A 17152-nucleotide genomic window follows, 5' to 3' on the forward strand; every position below is an offset into this window, starting at 1 on the left:
CGGCAAGGATCACGAACCTGCCGGCTCACTGCCCGCCGGCACCGTCAGCCCCCACGCCCCCTCCTGCACCACCCACGTCCGGGTCCGCACCGGCCCCGACACCACCGTGTCCGCGCGGTAGCGGAAGTGCGCCCCGGACACCGTCACCGTCCGGCCCCGCGCCAGCAGCGGCGAGGCCTCCGCGCCCACCGACACGGGTCTGACCTCCACCGACGCGACGCCCGACGCGACCGGTGACACCGACACCGCCTCCACCGGCTGGTGCAGGTCGACGAGGGTCTCCCCGTCCACCTCGACCCGCAGCCGGGACGGCCCCGGCTCGGGCGCCGCGGCCGGCCGGGACGGGCGCCCCGGCGGAACCAGCGTCCGCACCAGGGACTGGCAGGTCCGCAGCCACGGGCGGCCCGGCACGTCGTCCGGATCCGGCGCGGCCTCCGGGCCCGCCCCGGCCGCCTGCGAGGGCCGCAGCGGGGGTATCCGCAGCGCGCCGAGCACCACCCCGTCGCTGTCGTCGACCATCAGGTCCATGCGCCGCTCGACCCCGTCGAGCACCGCCCGCGCCGCCGCCACCGGCCCCGTCGGCACCCCCAGCGACCGGGCCAGGGACAGCGCGCCCCCGACCGGCACCACCGACAGTGCGCATCCGGCCAGCTCCCGGTGCCGGTGCAGCAGCGCCACCGCCCGGATCAGCGCCCGGTCGTCGCCCACCACCACCGGCCGCCGCGAGCCCCGCCGGGCCAGCGCCCTGGCGAACTCCTCCGGCCCGTCCGGCAGGCACAGCTTCATGCCCGCACCCGCTCCGAGCACGTCTTTCGCGATCCTGACGGACTCGCCGTCGGACCTACGGGCGACCGGGTCGACCACCACCAACAGCTGCTCGGACGTCGCGGAAGTCGCCACCTCGGCCATGCCTCGCTTCCTCGGGTAGCATCTTTGTGCAAGAGCCCCTTGCGCTATTGCGCCAGGGGCTTCGTCTATTCCGGGGCATCCGGTCCGACGGTTGGCGACCAACGGCGGTCGCGGTGCACGCGGCTGCATATTCTCCGCGTTCACCCTCGACCATGGACATGCCCCGCCCGGAAGGGGTGTACGCGCGTGCCCGCACTTGTGCTGCTCGGTGCTCAGTGGGGTGACGAAGGCAAGGGAAAGGCCACCGACCTTCTCGGTGGCTCCGTGGACTATGTAGTGCGCTACCAGGGCGGCAACAACGCCGGCCACACGGTGGTCGTGGGTGACCAGAAGTACGCACTGCACCTCCTCCCTTCCGGAATCCTGTCTCCCGGCTGTACGCCGGTCATCGGAAACGGCGTCGTCGTCGACCCGTCGGTCCTGCTCTCCGAGCTGAGCGGTCTGAACGAGCGTGGCGTCGACACGTCCAAGCTCCTCCTCAGCGGAAACGCGCACATCATCACCCCGTACAACGTGACGGTGGACAAGGTGACCGAGCGCTTCCTCGGCAAGCGGAAGATCGGCACGACCGGCCGCGGCATCGGCCCGACCTACGCCGACAAGATCAACCGTGTCGGCATCCGCGTGCAGGACCTGTACGACGAGTCGATCCTCACGCAGAAGGTCGAGGCGGCCCTCGACGTCAAGAACCAGGTCCTCACCAAGCTCTACAACCGGCGCGCGATCGCCGTGGAGCAGGTGGTCGAGGAGCTGCTGGGCTACGCCGACAAGCTCGCGCCGTACGTCTCCGACACCGTCCTGGTCCTCAACCAGGCGCTGGAGGAGGACAAGGTCGTCCTGTTCGAGGGCGGCCAGGGCACGCTGCTCGACATCGACCACGGCACCTACCCCTTCGTCACCTCGTCGAACCCGACCGCGGGCGGCGCCTGCACCGGCGCCGGCGTGGGCCCGACGAAGATCAGCCGGGTCATCGGCATCCTCAAGGCGTACACGACCCGCGTCGGCGCCGGCCCGTTCCCGACGGAACTGTTCGACGAGGACGGCGAGGCGCTGCGCCGCATCGGCGGCGAGCGCGGTGTCACCACCGGCCGTGACCGCCGCTGCGGCTGGTTCGACGCGGTCATCGCCCGCTACGCGACCCGCGTGAACGGCCTGACCGACTTCTTCCTCACCAAGCTCGACGTCCTCACCGGCTGGGAGCAGATCCCGGTCTGTGTCGCCTACGAGATCGACGGCAAGCGCGTCGAGGAGCTCCCGTACTCCCAGACCGACTTCCACCACGCCAAGCCGGTCTACGAGATGCTCCCCGGCTGGAACGAGGACATCTCCAAGGCGAAGACCTTCGGTGACCTGCCGAAGAACGCCCAGGCGTACGTGAAGGCGCTGGAGGAGATGTCCGGCGCCCCGATCTCCGCGATCGGCGTGGGCCCGGGCCGGGACGAGACGATCGAGATCAACTCGTTCCTGTAGCCCCACCGGACGGCACGCGCGCCACGCCCCGGCGACCCCCGCGGTCGCCGGGGCGTTTCGCTGTCTGCTCCCGATGGAGCACTCAAGGGGCATAACCGTCCTGTCCGGCCATAGTCTGAGCCTGCGATTCGCAGCAGCCACCACCTCAGCCACCACCACCCCGAGACGGAAGAAGTGAGTGCTATGCGCGTGATGCTCAAGGCGACGCTGGACACCGACAAGGGCAACGACGCCATCCGGGGCGGCAAGATGCCGCAGATCATGCAGGAGGCCCTGGAGAAGCTGAAGCCGGAGGCGGCCTACTACGGGCCCTGCGGGGGCCGCAGAACCTGTTTCATGGTCTTCGACATGCAGGAGAGCGCCCAGCTCCCGCCCCTGCTCGAACCGTTCTTCACCGACCTCAACGCCGACGTCGAGGTCTTCCCGATCATGAACGGCGACGACCTCCAGAAGGGCCTGTCCCAGCTGGCCTGACCTTTCAGCTGAAGACGATCATCGACCCCTGGGCGAGACTGCGGGTCACGGCCGCGTGCAGCCCCAGCCAGACGTGCCGCTCACGGGCGAACGGGCTCGGGTCGTACGGGGCGGGGACGGCGGGTTCCTCCAGCTCCGTCGGGGCGAGCGGCGGCTGGGGAGCGGCCGGCGGGTTGGCCGGGTCGATACCGATGCCCGGGGCGACCGTCTCCAGTTCCCGCAGCAGGGCGTGCGAGGAGCCCAGCGGGCCGCCGCCCGCGAGGAGATCGTCGTCGGCGAGCGGACTGGGGAAGTCGACGGGGACGTAGGCGCCCGCGTGGTCGTAGTGCCAGACCAGGTGCGACTGCTGGGCCGTCGACTCGAACATCTCCAGCAACTGCTCGTAGTCACCGCCCAGTTCGTCCACGGGCGTCACCGGAAGGCCGCACACCTGGAGCAGATAGGCGCGGCGCAGGAAGTGCAGCGCGTCGTAGTCGAAGCCCGCGACCGGGGCGACCTCGCCGGACAGGCCCGGCATGTACTGGTACACCGGCACCGGCGGCAGACCGGCCTCGGCGAGCACCTTGTTGTATTGCGCGAGTTCCTCGGCGAAGGGGTTGTCCGGCGTGTGGCACAACACGTCCACGAGCGGTACCAGCCACAGGTCACAGGCCAAAGAAGGCTCCTCGCTCAGCGCGGTCGGGTAGCACGGTGGTCAAGAAGGGTAGCGGTGCGCCGCGGTCACGGCTCCCGCCGTGCATGTCCCATACCCACACGGACAGCGGCGACGCGGATCATCCGGAGGCGAGCCGCTCGATCAGGCTGAGCGAGTGCGTGTTGTACGCGGCGATGATCGCCCGGGCGGCCTCGTTGTCGCGGACGATCAGGGCGTCCACCAGCTGCGTGTGACCGGCCCACAGCTCACCGCGCAGATCGGTGAGCCGGCGCAGGTGCTGCACCGCGCAGACCCAGGTCTGGACGCGCAGCCGGTGCAGGAAGTCGGCCAGGTAGGGGTTGCCGAAGCAGGCGCCGAGCTCGCGCCAGAAGCGCAGGTCGTAGCCGATGAGCACGGTGAGGTCACCGGCCGCGGCGGCCCGCTGCGCCTCCTCGCCGCGCCTGCGGACCCCGGCGACGACGGCGGCGGCCCGGGGGTCATCGGGCCGCACCGCATTGGGCCGCCCCTCGTTCAGCGCGAGGAACATGCCCTCGATGACCAGCCCGCGGGCCTCGATCATGCCGCGGAAGTCGTCGACCGAGTACTCGCGGACCCGGAAGCCGCGGTGCTGGTCGGCTTCGAGGAGCCCCTGCGCGGACAGGTCGACGAGCGCCTCGCGCACCGGCGTCGCGGACACCCCGTACTGTTCGGCGATCTCCTTGACCGTGAACTCCTGCCCCGGCTGGAGCCGTCCGGCCAGCACTTCGTCACGGAGCGCTTCGGCTATCTGCTGCCGCAGGGTGCTGCGCGTCACGGCGCCGTTGCCGGTGCTGGCGGGCATGGTCAGGGCGTCTCCCTCGTCGCGTTCGGGTGGCGTGCGCGTATATGTATGTCTACGAGCACGCCACCTTACGCGTTCGAACGGGACGCGAGGATGTCGGTTACTGACGGGTTTACAGGTGTTTACCCGGTGTACTCGTCCGCCACCGACAGTGCGGCGTCCAGCACGGCGAGGCCCTCCTTGAGCTCCGCCTCGCTGATGTTGCAGGGCGGCACGACATGCGTCCGGTTCATGTTCACGAAGGGCCACAGCCCGCCCTTCTTCGCCGCGGCGGCGAAGGCGGCCATGGGGGCGCCTGCCTCACCGGCCGCGTTGTACGGCACCAGCGGCTCCCGCGTCTCGCGGTCGCGGACCAGTTCCAGCGCCCAGAACATGCCGGTGCCGCGCACCTCGCCGACGCTCGGGTGCCGCTCGGCGAGCGCGCGCAGCTCCGGCCCGACGACGTCGGCGCCCAGCCGGGCCGCGTTCTCGACGACGCCCTCCTGGGCCATGACGTTGATCGTCGCCACCGCGGCGGCGCACGCCAGCGGGTGCCCGGAGTACGTCAGACCGCCGGGGTAGGGGCGCTTCCCGAACGTCTCGGCTATGGCACCGGAGATCGCGACCCCGCCCAGCGGCACGTACCCGCTGTTCACGCCCTTGGCGAAGGTCAGCAGGTCCGGCGTGACGTCGAACAGGTCCGCTGCGAACCACTCACCGGTCCGCCCGAACCCGGCCATGACCTCGTCCAGCACGAAGACGATCCCGTGCTTGTCGCAGATCTCCCGCACCCCGGCGAGGTAGCCGGGCGGCGGGACCATGATCCCGGCCGTGCCCGGGATGGTCTCCAGGATGATCGCCGCGACGGTCGAGGGCCCCTCGAAGGCGATCGTCGTCTCCAGGTGCTCCAGCGCCCGGGCGCACTCCTGCTCCTCGGTCTCGGCGTAGAAGCGGGAGCGGTAGAGGTAGGGCGCCCAGAAGTGCACGACCCCGGCCGTGCCGCTGTCGGAGGCCCAGCGACGCGGGTCGCCGGTGAGGTTCACGGCCTGCTGGGTGCCGCCGTGGTACGAGCGGTACGCCGAGAGCACCTTCGGGCGGCCCGTGTGCAGACGGGCCATCCGGACGGCGTGCTCGACGGCGTCGGCGCCGCCGTTGGTGAAGAAGATCTTGTCCAGGTCGCCCGGGGTCCGCTCGGCGATCAGCCGGGCCGCCTCCGACCGGGCCTCGACGGCGAAGGCGGGCGCGAAGGTCGTCATTTTCGCGGCCTGCTCCTGGATCGCGGCGACGACCTTCGGGTGCTGGTAGCCGATGTTCGTGTAGACGAGCCCGCTGGAGAAGTCGAGGTAGCGCCGGCCGTCGTAGTCCCAGAAGTACGACCCCTCGGCACCGGCGACGGCGAGCGGATCGATGAGCTCCTGAGCTGACCAGGAGTGGAACACGTGGTCACGGTCGGCGGCCTTGACGGCGGCACCGGCTTCGGGGTTCGGCTGAGGGGTCATGCGGGCGAGCGTAGGTGCGGGGGAGACGGCGGTGAAAGCGGCGGCCTGTCGGGCGTCGGAGGTCTTCCGCCGACAGGTTGTCCAGACGCCGGGGAAACTCATTGACAGTCTTCTGTCGTACTGACAGGATACTGTCATAAGCAGTGCAGGACCGAGGAGGAGTCATGAACGCCACCACCGGCCGCCCCGGCAAGCCCGTCCATCTCGCCGTCTACGACACGCTCGCCGACTGGGAGACCGGCCACGCCACCGCCCACCTCGCCCGCGCCGGCCACGAGATCCGGACCGTCGGCCCGACCACGGCCCCGGTGCGGAGCATCGGCGGACTGCGCATCCAGCCCGACCTGGCCCTGGACGACCTGCGACCCGAGGACAGCGCGCTGCTGATCCTCCCGGGCGCCGACCTCTGGAATGTGACATCAGCCGCTACCGCGGCGGGATCCGGCGACCTGGCCCCCTTCGCCCGCACGGCCCGGGCCTTCCTGGACGCGGGCGTCCCGGTCGCCGCGATCTGCGGAGCCACCGCCGGACTCGCCCGGGAGGGCCTGCTCGACGACCGCGACCACACCAGCGCCGTCTCCTTCTACCTGGCCGCGACCGGCTACGCGGGCGGCGGACGCTACGTCGAGGCCGACGCCGTCACCGACGGCGCCCTGGTCACCGCGGGCCCGACCGAGCCCGTCGCCTTCGCCCGGGAGATCCTCCGGCTGCTCGGGGTCTACGAGGGTGAGGTACTGGACGCCTGGTACCGGCTCTTCCACGACTCCGACGCGGCGGCGTACGCGGTGCTGGAGAAGGCCGGCGCGCTGTGAGCCGCGAGCGTCAGGACCTCCTCAGCCGCAGCGCCCTCGGGGTGTTCCGGCTCAACGGCCAGTACCTCGCCGTCGCGGAGGAACTGGCCCGGCCCGCCGGACTCACCGCCGCCTGGTGGCAGGTGCTCGGCGCGGTCCTCGGGGAGCCGCTGCCCGTCTCCGGCATCGCCCGCGCCATGGGCATCACGCGGCAGAGCGTGCAGCGCATCGCCGACCTGCTGGTGGAGCAGGGGCTCGCGGAGTACCGGCCGAACCCGGCGCACCGCAGGGCCAAGCTCCTCGCACCGACCGCGCAGGGGCGGGCGGCGATCGCCCGGATCGACCCCGGACACGCGGCGTTCGCGGACCGGCTGGCGGAGGAGTTCGGGGAGGCGGAACTGGCGGAGGCGGTCCGCGTCCTCGAACGGCTGTCGAAGGTGCTCGAACAGGCAGGTCCGCCTGTTACCGAACCGTAGACGTCGCCCGGGCCACCCCGCCCCGGCCCCCCACTATTCTCGGTCTGTTGCTCGCGTGTGGGGGGAAGGCGGCTGAGCGATGGAGAAGCTGGGGCCCGGGGATCCGCAGCAGATCGGTTCGTACCGGCTGCTGGCGCGGCTCGGTGCGGGGGGTATGGGGCACGTCTATCTGGCCCGCTCGGAGCGGGGCCGTACGGTCGCCGTGAAACTCGTGCGCGAGGAACTGGCCGCGCAGGAGGAGTTCCGGGAGCGGTTCCGGCAGGAGGTGCAGGCCGCGCGGCGGGTCGGCGGGTACTGGACGGCGCCGGTGCTTGACGCCGACACCGAGGCCGCCGTGCCGTGGGTCGCCACCGGGTACGTCGCCGGGCCGAGCCTGCAGCAGGTCGTCGGGCACGACCACGGCGCCCTGCCCGAGCGCACGGTCCGCATCCTCGCGGCCGGGCTCGCGCACGCGCTCAAGGACATCCACGCCGCCGGCATCGTCCACCGCGACCTCAAGCCGTCCAACGTGCTGGTCACCATCGACGGCCCGCGCGTCATCGACTTCGGTATCGCCCGCGCCCTGGAGACCGTGACGGACGGCGGGCTCACCCGTACCGGCGCGCTCGTCGGATCGCCCGGCTTCATGGCGCCCGAGCAGGTGCGGGGCGACCGCATCACCCCGGCGTGCGACGTCTTCTGCCTCGGCTCGGTCCTCGCCTACGCCGCGACCGGCGCCCTGCCCTTCGGCACCGCCAACAGCGGCGTGCACGCCCTGATGTTCCGCATCGCCCAGGAGGAACCGGACCTGGACGGCGTCCCCGAGGGCATCGCCGACCTGGTCCGGGACTGCCTGCGCAAGGACCCCGCCGCCCGGCCCTCCCTCGACCGCGTCCTGGAACGCACGGGCGCGGACGACACCGTCGCGGACGGCCGCGCCCTCGACCCCTGGCTGCCGAGCGCGCTGGTGGCGCAACTGGGTCGGCACGCGGTGCGGCTGCTGGAGACGGAGGATCCGCAGGGAGCCGGTTCCGCCGAGGGAGCCGACCCTCCCGGGCCGCCCGCCGGCCGGCGGGGCTCCGGCCCCGGCGAGAACCCCGGCCCCGGCCCCACCCCCGAACACGCCCCCGCCGCCGACGAGGCGTCACCGCGCCCCGCGCTGCCCCCGGCCCCCGCGGCGGCGCCCGCCGCGACCCCGGGCCCGCCCCCGCCGGGCCTGCCCGGCGAGGGCGGGCCGGTCAACCATCTGCCCACCATGGTGGCGGGCCAGGGCGCACCCCCGGCGCCACGGCGGCTCCCGGCCGCCGGCGTCCCGCCCCATCCGCAGGTGCAGGCGCCCCCGCCCCCGCACCCCGCGTACGGCTACCCCCAGCAGCACCCCCAGCCCCACCCCGCCTACGGCGGCCTCGGCTCCACCCCGCCCTACGGCCCGCCGCCCTACGGCACGACCCCGCCCTACGGCCCCCCGCAGCCGCAGCGGGGAAGAGACGGCCGTTCCACCGCGCTGCTCGTCGTGATCGCCCTGGTCGTCGCGCTCGCCGCGGGCGGGTCGGTGTACGCGCTGATGCAGGGCGGCGGCGACGACCGGGCCGACGACCGCCCCGGCCCCACGCAGAGCACGGGCACGTCCCCGACCACTCCGGGTCCGTCCCCTACGACCTCGCAGCAGGGCACCTCCCCCTCCCCGGCGGGCGGCACGATCCCGGCCGGGTACCTCGGCACCTGGACCACGACCATCGACAACGCCGAGGGCGAGCACAGCCGTTCGCTCACCCTCCAGCAGGGCGAACCGGGCGACACGGTCCTGTCCCTCGTGGCCGACGGCCCGACCAAGGACGGCGGCACCTACCACTGCGTGTTCGAGGGGCGGCTCACCGCTGAACCCGGCACCGGCGGCGCGCTGAGCATCGGCCCGTCCACCGTGAAGGTCGGACAGCCCCGCACCGCCTGCACCCCGGGCGCGGCCACCGAGGTGACCCTCCTGCCGGACGGCACCCTGGAGCGCGTGAACACCAGCAGCGGGGAGCGGCTGACGTACACGAGGCAGTGACCGACTGCTCTCGGCCACCTGGCGGTTGAACGTCCGGCGAATTCCGGCCGACGACAACCGGCTGGGCGCTCGCACGGCCGTACGGTGACCGGACGATCGAATCGTCCGGGCGGCGGCGGGGGCACCCACGGTGGAGTGGTTGAGCGCGGAGAACCTCGTGGCCGTGGCGACGGCCCTCCTCGGCATCATCGCCTCGGGCGTGATGGTCTGGTACGAACGCCGGGTGCCGCGCCGCAAACGGGTCGGCTACCGGGTGCAGATGGACAACCCCGTCGGCGACGACGTGCGCTCGGGCCGCGCCAACCGCCGCCTCGGCCTGTTCGACGAGGATCCCGGCATGTCCGACGCGACCCTGGTCCTGCTGCGCATCGAGAACGACGGCTCGCAGGGCATCGACCGCGACGACTACACCGGCCCCGAAGTCCACGGTCTGACCGCGGTGTTCGCCGGCCGTACCGTCCGCGGTGTCTCGGTCACCCAGCCGTCGGACACCGACCACCTCATGGACCACTTCACCGCCGCACGCGGTTTCGCCTACGACGGCAACACGCTGCGCATCCCGCGCGTCCCGCTCAACCGCGGCGACCACTTCAAGCTGCTCGTCCTCCTCTCCGGCGGTGACGTCGGGGACGAGATCCGGCTGGTCGGCGGATTGCGCGACGGCGAGGTGCACCCCAACCGCAGTGCCACGCCGGACGAGAAACCGCCCCTGTTCAGCAGGGCCGCGCGGCTGATCACCATCGCGCTCACGGCGAGCGTGGTCACCCTGGCGGCGATCGTCGTCGCCCAGGACGACACCCCGCCCCCGATCGGCTGCGCGAGCGGCACCCTTACCCTCACCGGCTCCACCGCGTTCGCGCCGGTCCTGCGCGAGGTGGCCGCCAAGTACGAGCGGGACTGCGGCGGCGACCCCGTCATCGACGTGGACGCCCACGGCTCGACGGCGGGGATCCGCGAGCTCACGGCCGCCGGTGACCGGGCGAAACGGGACTCCGCGGGCTCCCCGCCGGTCGTGGCCCTCTCGGACGGCCCCAAGCCGGCCGGTCTGCCCGACCTGCGCGAGAACCGGGTGGCGGTGTCCGTCTTCGCGCTCGTGGTCAACGACGACGTGAGGCTGACGAACCTGTCCACCGACGACGTCCGGCGCCTGTACCGGGGCGAGATCCGCAACTGGCGGCAGCTCGGCGGCCCCGACCTGCCCGTGCGCCTCGTGAGCCGGGACGCCAACTCCGGGACAAGACAGGTCTTCCAGCGCCGGGTTCTGGGCCGGGGCGAGATCGCCAACTCCTCCGTCGACTGCGCCCACAAGGATGACCCCACGGCGACCGTCCTGCGCTGCGAACTCGACTCGACCGAGCAGGTCCTGGCGACGGTCGCCGGTCTCCCCGGCGCCGTCGGCTACAGCGAACTGAACCTCGCCGCCCGGGCGAAGGGCCTGCACGCGCTGCGCCTGGACGGCGACCCGCCCTCCGTCGACGCCATCGAACACGGCACGAGCGCATACCCCTACCGCGAGATCGAGTACGCCTACACCTACGGCCGCCCCCCGGCCGACTCCCTGGCCTCCAGCTTCCTCACGTACCTGGCCCGCGGCAACGGCCAGGACGTCATCCGCACCCACGGCCACCTACCGTGCTGGACCCCGGAAGGGCTCACCCTGTGCGCCCAGGACGGCGGGGGCTGAGGCCCCTCACCGCGGCTCCGGCGGGCGCTGGCGCGGCATGTTCGGCCGGGTCCCGCCGTGCGGCGGCACCGGGAACCGTCCGTTCACCCCTGGCTCGGGTCCGCGGCCCGGACCCGGGAAGACGACCGTCTGGAGCCCCGCCGGCGCGGCACACCCCGACCGGAACTCGCCCATCCAGTCGGCGGTCTCCACCCGCACCAGTTCCGTCATGTCCTCGGAGAACCTCCGCAGCACCCCGAGGCACCGCTCGGCGGCCTCGCCGGCCGTGCCCTCCGCCGGGCCGAGCACCTCCCGCACGCTCTCCGCCGCCCAGTCGAACTGCAACGCCTGAAGTCGCCGCTGCACGGCCTGCGCGGTGGCCACGTCCCGCATCCACCCCGACGTCACCCCGAAGTACCGGTCGACGGCCATGCAGGCCGCCCCCGCCAGCAGCGCCAGACACCCCCACGGGGCGACCCCGCCCGCGACCCCGGTCAGGTCCAGCAGGGGAAGCGCCACCCCGGTGACCGCCCCGGCCGCGGTCCCGCAGCGCAGCACCCGCGCGCACCGCCGCTTCCACACCCGGTCGGCGAGATACCAGGCCGCCGTCCGCAGCGCCCCGCGCTCCACCCACCGGTACAGCTCGTCCAGCCGGACCGCCGGCTCGCCCCAGTCCCCGAGCGGGAAGACCCGCCCCGTCAGATCGCCCGGCCGCAGCCCGGCCGCAGCCTGCTCGCCCCGCCCGTCCTGAGGCGGCCCCTCGGGCTGCATCTCCGGCTGACCCACCCGGCACTCCTCACTGACCACGAATGACCACGTACGGTTCACTCACCGATCACGCTGCGCGATGGACGAAAACCCGCCTCCGGAACGCGCCCGACCCTTCCTACCCCCCAATGGGTGGCGAAGACGTAGCTTTCGCCTCTTTTCCGCCCGGAAGTATTCCTTGATCGGGTATAGGGCGCGAGCGGGACTCACTCGAAAGAGTGCTGGGGCGACGGCAGCCCCGACCACGTAGGCTCGTGCCGAACGGGAAAACCCGTACCGAGCAAGGAGCTGATCGTGATCCCCGGTGGTGGCCAGCCCAATATGCAGCAGCTGCTCCAGCAGGCCCAGAAGATGCAACAGGACCTGGCACAGGCGCAGGAGGAACTGGCGCAGACGGAGGTCGACGGGCAGGCGGGCGGCGGTCTGGTGACGGCCACCGTCACCGGCGCCGGAGAACTGCGCGCCCTGAAGATCGACCCGAAGGCGGTGGATCCCGAGGACACCGAGACCCTCGCCGACCTGGTCGTGGCGGCCGTCCAGGCGGCCAACGAGAACGCGCAGACGCTCCAGCAGCAGAAGCTGGGCCCGCTCGCACAGGGTCTGGGCGGCGGCGGCATCCCCGGCCTGCCGTTCTGACCCGGCTCACCGCCTTCCTCACAGAGGCGGCAGACAACTACGGTACGTACGGGACGGTGCGTACCGACCCCGAAGACCCAGGAAGGGCAGTCCGTTGTACGAAGGCGTGGTCCAGGACCTGATCGACGAGCTGGGGCGGCTGCCCGGCGTCGGTCCGAAGAGCGCCCAGCGGATCGCCTTCCACATCCTCCAGGCCGAGCCGACCGACGTACGGCGCCTCGCGCAGGCCCTGATGGAGGTCAAGGCGAAGGTCCGCTTCTGCGCGACCTGCGGCAACGTCGCGCAGGAGGAGCTGTGCAACATCTGCCGCGACACCCGCCGCGACCCGGCCGTCATCTGCGTGGTCGAGGAGCCGAAGGACGTCGTGGCGATCGAGCGCACGCGTGAGTTCCGCGGCCGCTACCACGTCCTGGGCGGCGCGATCAGCCCGATCGACGGGGTGGGCCCCGACGACCTGCGCATCAGGGAGCTCCTGGCCCGCCTGGCGGACGGGACGGTCACCGAGCTGATCCTGGCCACGGACCCGAACCTGGAGGGCGAGGCGACGGCGACGTACCTCGCCCGCATGATCAAGCCCATGGGCCTGAAGGTCACCCGCCTGGCCAGCGGCCTCCCGGTGGGTGGGGACCTGGAATACGCGGACGAGGTCACCCTCGGCCGCGCCTTCGAGGGGAGACGACTCCTAGATGTCTGACGCCACGCTGCACGCGACCGACCAGAACCCGGACGATTTCGCGGTCCAGATCGCGGACCAGATCGAGAGCTTCCTGGTCGCCGTCACGGAGGTCGCCAAGGGCGACGAGCCGGAATCGGCCGTGCCCTTCCTCCTCCTGGAGGTCTCCCAACTCCTCCTGGCCGGCGGCCGGCTCGGCGCGCACGAGGACATCGTGCCCGACGAGCGCTACGAACCCGACTCGGGCCCCGAGCCGGACGTCGACGAGCTCCGCGAGAACCTGGCCCGCCTGCTGGACCCGATCGACGTCTACTCCGAGGTCTTCGACCCCTACGAGCCCCGCAAGGCCCCGGTCCCGGCCCGCATCTCCGACGACCTCACGGACGTCATCACGGACCTGCGCCACGGCATGGCCCACTACCGGGCGGGCCGCACCACGGAGGCCCTGTGGTGGTGGCAGTTCTCCTACTTCTCCAACTGGGGCTCCACCGCCTCGGCGAGCCTGCGGGCCCTCCAGTCGGTCCTCGCCCACGTCCGCCTCAACCAGCCCCTCGCCGAACTCGACGGCCTGGACACGGACCAGGCCATGGGCGACGACACCCTGGAGATCGAGGCGGGCCGCGTGATGGTCGAGGAGATCGCGGAGCCCTTGGGGCTGCGCCCGGCGAAGTAGCCGGTCAGATCCGAACGGCCGTGCCGGTGACGCCGATTCCGCCGGCCGGGTCCGCCGGCACCGTCACCGTGATCGTGCTCGGGCGGCCCATGTCCGCTCCCTGGTGGATCGTCAGGGTGGCGGGTACCGGGACGAGTTCGAGTTCCCTGAGGTAGCCGCCGAACGCGGCCGCCGCCGCCCCGGTCGCCGGGTCCTCGGTCACGCCGCCGGGCGGGAACGGGTTGCGGGCGTGGAAGACGGTGGGGGACTCGCGCCAGACGAGGTCGATCGTGGTCCAGTCCCTGCGGGCCATGAGGGCGGTGAGCGCGGGCATGTCGTAGTCCAGGTCCGCCAGCCGGTCCCGGGTCGCGGCGGCGATCACCGGGTGCCAGGCGCCAGCGAAGGCCACCCGGGGCGGCAGGGCCGGGTCCAGGTCCCCGGCGGACCAGCCGAGGATCGCCAGCAGTTCGGCGAAGTCGGCCTCGTCGAGGGGGACCGTGCGCGGGGCGACGCTCACCAGGGTGGCCACGAGGGTGCCGTCCGCCGCCCGGTCCGTGGTGACGGTGACCAGGCCCGCCGCGGTGCGCAGCAGCAGCCGCCCGGTGCCGTGCCGCTCCGCGTGGGCGACGGCGGTGGCGATCGTGGCGTGGCCGCAGAACGGCACCTCGGCGAGCGGGCTGAAGTACCGGACGTCCAGGGAGCCGTCGCACGCGTCCCGTACGAACGCGGTCTCGGAATAGCCCACTTCGGCCGCCGTCGCCAGCATCGCCGCGTCGTCGGCACCGCTCGCGTCGAGCACCACCCCGGCAGGGTTGCCGCCCCGGGGATCGCTGCTGAACGCCACGTAGCGCAATATCTCCATGCCCAGACGGTAGCGCCCGAACCCCGGTCACGCAGCGTGATTTGGCGGCTCCTTGTACGGGCCCTGGACGCGCGCTGTACGGCCCCTAACCGGTGAAACGCGAGGCTGGAGTCACTTCCACCGCGGAGAACGCGGAGGCAAGCCGACTCCCCTCGATCCCACGGAGATGTCATGGACCGTCGCCCCGCCCGCCGGCGCATAGCCGCAGCCGCCACTGCCACCGCAGTCCTGGCCGCGGGCACCTTCGCCCTCGGTGCCGGGGTCGCCGGAGCAGCCCCCGCGAGCAAGGGCGGCAAGCACGCCAAGCCGGTGACCAGGACGCAGGTGCTCGCGCTGTTCGACCAGTGGAACGCCGCGCTGCAGACCGGCGACCCGAAGAAGGTCGCCGACCTGTACGCGAAGGACGCGGTCCTGCTGCCGACGGTCTCCAACCAGGTCCGCACGGACAGAGCCGGCATCGTCGACTACTTCGAGCACTTCCTGCAGAACAAGCCGCAGGGCACGAAGATCGAGTCCGTCGTCAACGTCCTCGACCGCGACACCGTCATCGACACCGGCGTGTACGCCTTCGAGCTCACCGACCACGACACGGGCGCGAAGAGCACCGTCAAGGCCCGCTACACCTACGCCTACGAGAAGCAGCCGAACGGGAAGTGGCTGATCGTGAACCACCACTCCTCGAAGATGCCGCAGGGCTGAGCCGGGTCAGCCGCCGCTCCGGTGGGACGCCCGTAGCGTGATCGTCACGCACAGGCCGCCGCCGGGAGCGTCCGTCAGCGCCACGGTCCCGCCGTCGTCCGTCGCCAGTTGCCTGACGACGGCGAGACCGAGGCCGGAGCCGGACTTCCCGGTCAGGCCCTGGCCGCGCCAGAAACGGTCGAAGGCACGGGACTTCTCGGCGTCCGACATGCCGGGCCCCTCGTCCAGGACCGACACCCCCACCACATCGCCCCGGGGCTCCACCCGCACGGTGATCGTCCCGCCGTCGGGCGAGACCTCCAGGGCGTTCGAGAGCACGTTGTCCAGCATCTGGTCCAGATGACCGGAGCTGGCCAGCACAGACGGCCGGCCGTCGGTACTCCCCCTGAGCGCGATGGTGACTCCGCGCTCGTCGGCGGCCGGCCTCCACACGGCGAGCCGCTCCCGCACGATGTCCATCAGCGGGAGCGGCTCGGCCGCCGTCACCTTCGCCTCGGCCCGGGCCAGCACCAGCAGCCCGCTGACCAGCCGGCTCATCCGCACGACCTCCGCCGTGGCCTGCTCCACGTCCTCCCGGACGAACTCGTCGTCGACGCCGTCCGCGATGTTGTCCAGGGACAGCCGCAACGCCGTGAGCGGGGTGCGCAGTTGGTGGGAGGCGTCCGCGACGAAGATGCGCTGGGCCGCGATCAGGGTGTCCAGGCGTTCGGCGCCCTGGTTGAGGGTGCGCGCCAGGGTCTGGGTCTCGGGCGGGCCCGTCACGGGGGAGCGGGCCGTCAGATCGCCGTCGCTGAACTTGCTGGCCATGTCGTTGAGCTGGCGCAGCGGCCGGGTGAGGCGCCGGGCCACCGCGACGCCGAGCAGGGCGGCCACTCCGAGGACGAGCACGGCGAGGACCGCCCGGAAGCCCCAGATCTGCCACAGCCGGCTGGTCATCTCGTCGGTCGAGTACAGGATGCGCACGGCGCCGACGACCCGGTCCGTGCCGGCCGCGCGGGCCGGCACCGTGATCTGCAGTTCCGGGCCCCAGATGAAGGAGGAGCCCCAGTCGGTCGTGGACCCGCCCTCCTTCAACGCCCTGGCCAGGGCGGTGTCCGCCGTCGGCCGCGGCAGGTCCGCCGGGCAGCTCGCGGTGCGGGTCACCTGGATCTCGTCGTCGTAGGCCTTGGCCATCTCCTCCAGCGCCCGGCAGGAGGCGGCCCGGCCGTCGCCCAGCAGCAGGGCCATGGCGTCGGCCTCGCGCAGGACGGACGACCTGGTGTCGTCCCGCAGCTGGTCCGTGAGCGTGAACGCCACCGGCACGGTGAACAGCGCGATGGCGACCGCGACGAGCAGGACGTAGCTGCGGACGAGCTGGCGGATCATGAGGCGGTGCCGTCCCCGCCGGTGTCCTTCGCGATCTCCAGCCGGAAGCCGACCCCGCGCACCGCCTCGATGGCGATCGCGCCCGCGAGCTTGCGCCGCAGCGCCGCCACGTGCACGTCCAGCGTCTTCGTCGGGCCGAACCAGTTCGCGTCCCAGACGGCTTCCATGATCTGCTCGCGCGACATCAGCGCCCCGGGCTCCTCGGTGAGGAAGGCCAGCAGGTCGTACTCCTTGGGCGCGAGGGCGACCTCCTCGCCGTCCAGGCGCACCCGGGCGGCCTTGCGGTCGATCGTCAGGCGGGTGCCGTAGCGGTCGGGGCCGGCGTCGGGCGTGCCCGCGGGGGGCTGGGGCCGCGTGCGGCGCATGACGGCCCTTATCCGGGCGATGACCTCCCGGACGCCGAACGGCTTGGAGACGTAGTCGTCCGCGCCCAGCTCCAGGCCGACCACCCGGTCCGTCTCGTCGCTGCGGGCGCTGATCACGATGATCGGGACGTCGCCGCGCTCGCGCAGCGCCTTGCAGACGTCGAGGCCGTCGGTGTCCGGCAGGCCGAGGTCGAGCAGGACGACGTCGTAGGGACCCTCGTGTGCGAGGGCCGCCCCGCCCGTGGTGACCCACTCGACCTCGAAGCCGTAGCGCCTGAGGCCACGGCGCAGGGACTCGGCGACCGGTTCATCGTCTTCCACCAGGAGTACGCGCACAGCCGAACCCTAGTGCTTGAAAGTTGTGTGA

18 protein-coding genes are annotated in these 17152 nt (G+C 72.3%); 10 read left to right on the top strand and 8 right to left on the bottom strand.

Features of this window, described 5'->3' with window-relative positions:
- Nucleotides 1-9 precede the first annotated feature (9 nt).
- Nucleotides 10-909: a diacylglycerol kinase family protein gene (locus RFN52_RS21605; RefSeq protein ID WP_184848216.1), complete on the bottom strand. Its 900-nt coding sequence runs from the start codon at nt 907-909 to the stop codon at nt 10-12.
- 186 nt (nt 910-1095) lie between these two features.
- Between RFN52_RS21605 and RFN52_RS21610 the strand changes: the two genes are divergently transcribed.
- Together RFN52_RS21610 and RFN52_RS21615 are read left to right on the top strand one after the other, a co-directional pair.
- A complete protein-coding gene (locus tag RFN52_RS21610) occupies nt 1096-2379 on the top strand; it encodes an adenylosuccinate synthase (protein WP_184848217.1) in 1284 nt (427 codons plus the stop codon).
- 183 nt (nt 2380-2562) lie between these two features.
- Entirely contained in the window at nt 2563-2853 is a 291-nt protein-coding gene (locus tag RFN52_RS21615; RefSeq protein WP_184848218.1) for a DUF3303 family protein, read from the top strand.
- Nucleotides 2854-2857: 4 nt separating this feature from the next.
- Here the strand turns inward: RFN52_RS21615 and RFN52_RS21620 are convergent, their stop codons facing one another.
- From RFN52_RS21620 to RFN52_RS21630, 3 genes are all read right to left on the bottom strand, one after another.
- Nucleotides 2858-3508 (bottom strand): putative DNA-mimic protein, encoded by a 651-nt coding sequence (locus RFN52_RS21620; protein WP_033310151.1) that lies wholly within the window; start codon nt 3506-3508, stop codon nt 2858-2860.
- 118 nt (nt 3509-3626) lie between these two features.
- Nucleotides 3627-4328, bottom strand: coding sequence for a GntR family transcriptional regulator (locus tag RFN52_RS21625; protein ID WP_184848219.1), 702 nt, complete (start codon nt 4326-4328; stop codon nt 3627-3629).
- Between the two features lie 122 nt (nt 4329-4450).
- Nucleotides 4451-5806: an aspartate aminotransferase family protein gene (locus RFN52_RS21630; protein ID WP_184848220.1), complete on the bottom strand. Its 1356-nt coding sequence runs from the start codon at nt 5804-5806 to the stop codon at nt 4451-4453.
- Nucleotides 5807-5970: 164 nt separating this feature from the next.
- Here RFN52_RS21630 and RFN52_RS21635 point away from each other — a divergent pair, with 164 nt between their 5' ends.
- The 4 genes from RFN52_RS21635 (at nt 5971) to RFN52_RS21650 (ending at nt 10786) form a co-directional block, all read left to right on the top strand.
- Complete coding sequence (locus tag RFN52_RS21635) at nt 5971-6618, top strand: DJ-1/PfpI family protein (protein ID WP_184848221.1); 648 nt, start codon at nt 5971-5973, stop codon at nt 6616-6618.
- Nucleotides 6615-7073 (top strand): MarR family winged helix-turn-helix transcriptional regulator, encoded by a 459-nt coding sequence (locus RFN52_RS21640; protein WP_184848222.1) that lies wholly within the window; start codon nt 6615-6617, stop codon nt 7071-7073. The genes RFN52_RS21635 and RFN52_RS21640 overlap by 4 nt, the downstream gene beginning before the upstream one ends.
- Nucleotides 7074-7152: 79 nt before the next feature.
- Nucleotides 7153-9102: a serine/threonine-protein kinase gene (locus RFN52_RS21645; RefSeq protein ID WP_184848223.1), complete on the top strand. Its 1950-nt coding sequence runs from the start codon at nt 7153-7155 to the stop codon at nt 9100-9102.
- A gap of 130 nt (nt 9103-9232) precedes the next feature.
- Nucleotides 9233-10786 (top strand): substrate-binding domain-containing protein, encoded by a 1554-nt coding sequence (locus RFN52_RS21650; protein WP_184848224.1) that lies wholly within the window; start codon nt 9233-9235, stop codon nt 10784-10786.
- Nucleotides 10787-10792: 6 nt separating this feature from the next.
- On the opposite strand, the gene RFN52_RS21655 is transcribed toward RFN52_RS21650, so the two are convergent.
- Complete coding sequence (locus tag RFN52_RS21655; RefSeq protein ID WP_184848225.1) at nt 10793-11551, bottom strand: SLATT domain-containing protein; 759 nt, start codon at nt 11549-11551, stop codon at nt 10793-10795.
- A 276-nt stretch (nt 11552-11827) separates the two neighbouring features.
- On the opposite strand from RFN52_RS21655, the gene RFN52_RS21660 reads away from it, so the two are divergent.
- The 3 genes from RFN52_RS21660 to RFN52_RS21670 all read left to right on the top strand — a co-directional run bounded on the left by RFN52_RS21660 (nt 11828) and on the right by RFN52_RS21670 (nt 13515).
- Nucleotides 11828-12169 (top strand): YbaB/EbfC family nucleoid-associated protein, encoded by a 342-nt coding sequence (locus tag RFN52_RS21660; RefSeq protein WP_078615225.1) that lies wholly within the window; start codon nt 11828-11830, stop codon nt 12167-12169.
- A 94-nt stretch (nt 12170-12263) separates the two neighbouring features.
- On the top strand, nt 12264-12863 hold the full coding sequence (gene recR / locus RFN52_RS21665; RefSeq protein ID WP_003991835.1) for a recombination mediator RecR: 600 nt from the start codon (nt 12264-12266) through the stop codon (nt 12861-12863).
- The gene (locus RFN52_RS21670) at nt 12856-13515 is read left to right on the top strand and encodes a DUF5063 domain-containing protein (protein WP_184848226.1); all 660 of its coding nucleotides are present in this window, start codon (nt 12856-12858) and stop codon (nt 13513-13515) included. Before recR ends, RFN52_RS21670 begins: the two co-directional genes overlap by 8 nt.
- Nucleotides 13516-13519: 4 nt before the next feature.
- Here RFN52_RS21670 and RFN52_RS21675 read toward each other — a convergent pair whose 3' ends face one another.
- On the bottom strand, nt 13520-14356 hold the full coding sequence (locus RFN52_RS21675; RefSeq protein ID WP_184848227.1) for a PhzF family phenazine biosynthesis protein: 837 nt from the start codon (nt 14354-14356) through the stop codon (nt 13520-13522).
- Between the two features lie 171 nt (nt 14357-14527).
- Here RFN52_RS21675 and RFN52_RS21680 point away from each other — a divergent pair, with 171 nt between their 5' ends.
- Entirely contained in the window at nt 14528-15055 is a 528-nt protein-coding gene (locus RFN52_RS21680; RefSeq protein ID WP_184848228.1) for an SgcJ/EcaC family oxidoreductase, read from the top strand.
- A gap of 6 nt (nt 15056-15061) precedes the next feature.
- On the opposite strand, the gene RFN52_RS21685 is transcribed toward RFN52_RS21680, so the two are convergent.
- Together RFN52_RS21685 and RFN52_RS21690 are read right to left on the bottom strand one after the other, a co-directional pair.
- Nucleotides 15062-16420: a sensor histidine kinase gene (locus RFN52_RS21685; RefSeq protein ID WP_184848229.1), complete on the bottom strand. Its 1359-nt coding sequence runs from the start codon at nt 16418-16420 to the stop codon at nt 15062-15064.
- A complete protein-coding gene (locus RFN52_RS21690) occupies nt 16417-17121 on the bottom strand; it encodes a response regulator transcription factor (RefSeq protein WP_184848230.1) in 705 nt (234 codons plus the stop codon). The genes RFN52_RS21685 and RFN52_RS21690 overlap by 4 nt, the downstream gene beginning before the upstream one ends.
- Nucleotides 17122-17152: the final 31 nt, after the last annotated feature.

Source organism: Streptomyces collinus (genome assembly GCF_031348265.1).
In the GTDB taxonomy this organism is placed as follows: domain Bacteria; phylum Actinomycetota; class Actinomycetes; order Streptomycetales; family Streptomycetaceae; genus Streptomyces; species Streptomyces collinus.